This window comes from Halanaerobiales bacterium (assembly GCA_035270125.1).
Taxonomy (GTDB): Bacteria; Bacillota; Halanaerobiia; order Halanaerobiales; family DATFIM01; genus DATFIM01.
In genome coordinates, this window is record DATFIM010000097.1 from 1 (window position 1) to 2588 (window position 2588).

The 2588-nt window shown below is 27.3% G+C and carries 4 protein-coding genes; all 4 read left to right on the forward strand.

Annotated elements, in window-relative coordinates; genetic code table 11:
- Nucleotides 1-223: hypothetical protein (locus tag VJ881_05285; protein ID HKL75463.1), on the forward strand; the 223-nt coding region annotated here is incomplete at its 5' end.
- Nucleotides 224-861: 638 nt separating this feature from the next.
- Entirely contained in the window at nt 862-1005 is a 144-nt protein-coding gene (locus VJ881_05290; protein ID HKL75464.1) for a hypothetical protein, read from the forward strand.
- 163 nt (nt 1006-1168) lie between these two features.
- Nucleotides 1169-2005, forward strand: a complete 837-nt coding sequence (locus tag VJ881_05295) for a hypothetical protein (GenBank protein HKL75465.1) — start codon at nt 1169-1171, stop codon at nt 2003-2005.
- 159 nt (nt 2006-2164) lie between these two features.
- A partial coding sequence (locus VJ881_05300) for a carboxypeptidase-like regulatory domain-containing protein (protein ID HKL75466.1) occupies nt 2165-2588 on the forward strand: 424 nt, incomplete at its 3' end.

Sequence of the window (2588 nt, forward strand, 5' to 3'; positions counted from 1 at the left end):
TTTTTTATTTTTAACTAAAATTATGAAAACATTAGATTTTAATCAAATGGAAAATTTGGAAGGAGGAGGCGCTGCAAGTATAATTTGTGGTGGTGGATTTTTAGGATACTCTGCAATCGTTACATATGCCTTAGCTTTGGGAGGGGTTACAGCTGGAGTATCAGCAGTAGTAGGCCTTGGCATTGGAGCTGTAGGTATAGCAGTTTGTTCTTTAGCTGAGTGAATCATTTTATGTTGCAAGTACTTATAAAATGAATAAAGTATTTGCAACATTTTATTTGTAAAAGTAAATGAAATATTTATTATCAAACCTTAAATTTCTGTTCTATGAAAAAAGTTTATAAAACTATTATTATACTAAACACATTTGCAATAATAGTTTTCAGTATTACAATGCTAATTGGGATAATAAATCTTTTTAATAAAAATTTTGATTTAAGATATGGTGGAATAATTTTTCTTGTATCCATGTGGTCATATAGTATTGGCTTGTTAGTAAAAGAACGGAGAAAACTTAATTAATTGTAATCTTAAAACCATGATAAAACCCCACATCATCTAATCGGATATCAGCCCGATTATCCGGTGCAAAGAACTTTATTAGGTATTAAAAAGGGCAAAGATGAATTTTTAGAAAAAGCGATCGAAATTGCTAAAAACAATTAATAAAAAATGAAATTGACTATGAAACATTTTTCCCTTATTCATAAAACCATACCACTCATTCACAAAACCATACGCTTTACAAAGTCGATTAACATTTGCTTGCATATTTAAAACGCTATACTAAACTTTGTTTTATATTTTATTATTTTTTTTATCTAAAACTTTATTTTTATAGAAACTTTAGATTTTAATCAAATGGAAAATTTGGAAGGTGGTAAGTTTTGGGGTAAACATGATTATCGTTGTCATACAACAAGTTTAGGAACTTATTGCTGTTGGGATTATGCAGCATTTTGGATTGATGTTGGAGGTGATTGCGGATGGGCTCATTTAGAATAATCTAACTAATTACTTGTTAGGTGTCCAAAAAATTAATTTTTTAATAATAATGCTTAGTAAGCTAATTTTTTCAAGATGGTTGTTTTGAAATTGATTTTTGGACACCCTATTATTAAATTTATAAAATATGAAACAATTATTTTTAATTTTTACGATTGTATTTTTGTGTAATAGTGTATATTCTCAGTATTATATTAAAGATATAAAGACAGGAGAATGTATTGAATTTGCTACTATTTTTAATTTCAGTGCAAATACAGGTACTTATTCAAATAAAAGTGGTTTTAAAATTCAAGCAACCCCAAATGATACCTTAATAATTTCTTGTGTAGGTTATTATAGTGATACAATAATTTATACGGCTAATTTGAAAAAAGAAATATTCTTAACACCAAAAATTTATCAAATTGATGAAGTTACTTTAAAAGTAGATGTAAAATCAAAAAAGCATGAATTAGGGTTTAGAAAAGAAAGAGACAAAATTAATTTTTATTCACATGTGGGAAGTGAATGGGTTGCTTATATTGAAAATAAAAATCCAGAACATACGAAATTAATTGAATCTGTTATTTTAAAAACTTCCGGAAAAAGGAAGCAAAATATTGCCTATAGAATAAATATTTATAAGAAAGATAGTATTACAGGACTACCTGGTGACATTATTGCTAATTTACCAATATTTCAATCAAAAAAACATAAAGGGAAAAAATATAATTTGAGTGAAAATCTAATATTCCCGGATACCGGTGTATTTGTTGGTATAGAATGGCTTTCTTATTTAGATGATAAAGGGAATAAAATTGATTCAGGAACTGAAATAGCTCTTAGTGTTCCTCTTACTTTTTCAGTAACTGATTCATACACATATTTTAGAAGTAAATTTCATGATAATCAATGGATTTTAGCAGAAAATGACCATCCCTTATCCCTAATTCAAAATAAAGATAATTCTCCAAACCTGGCCATTTCAATAGCTGTAAAAGAATTTTTACATGAATAATATTTAATAATTTTCAAGAGTAAAATATGCTTCAGTAACAAATCTTGTGTTTTTGAAAAAAAATTTAATGAGAAATTTTATTTATAAATATTACCAACTTAATATATGGTTGGTTTAAACTAGCTTTAGAACCAAATCGTTTTAATGAATTTTTAAAATATGAAGATTTTATTTAATTTATTTTTCTTGTTTTTTCTGGTACAATTATCCTTTGGCCAGGACGTTTCAAAACTGCAAATTTTAGACAAAAATACAAAAGCACCTGTCCCTTATGCTACTATTGTTAAAATAAATGAGAATGCAGGTTTGTATGCAGATGATAAAGGGTATTTTGATGTTACATTTCAACATAATGATACGTTATTCATTTCATGTATTGGTTATTTTTCAAAAATTATTCCTGCAAATGATGTCAAAAAACAGCGTACGATTTATTTAACCCCAAAAACTTATGATATCAATGAAATTGTAATAAAACCGAGAGATAATAATATCCAGACAAAGCATTGGGGATATGATAAAAGCAAGTCTGACTTAACCATATCTAATGCCCCCGGAGCAACTTTTGTAACCTACATCCCAT

What these genes read in the sequence shown, in the direction of transcription:
- VJ881_05290 (HKL75464.1), top strand. Translation starts at nt 862, where the DNA reads ATGGAAAATTTGGAAGGTGGTAAGTTTTGGGGTAAACATGATTATCGT.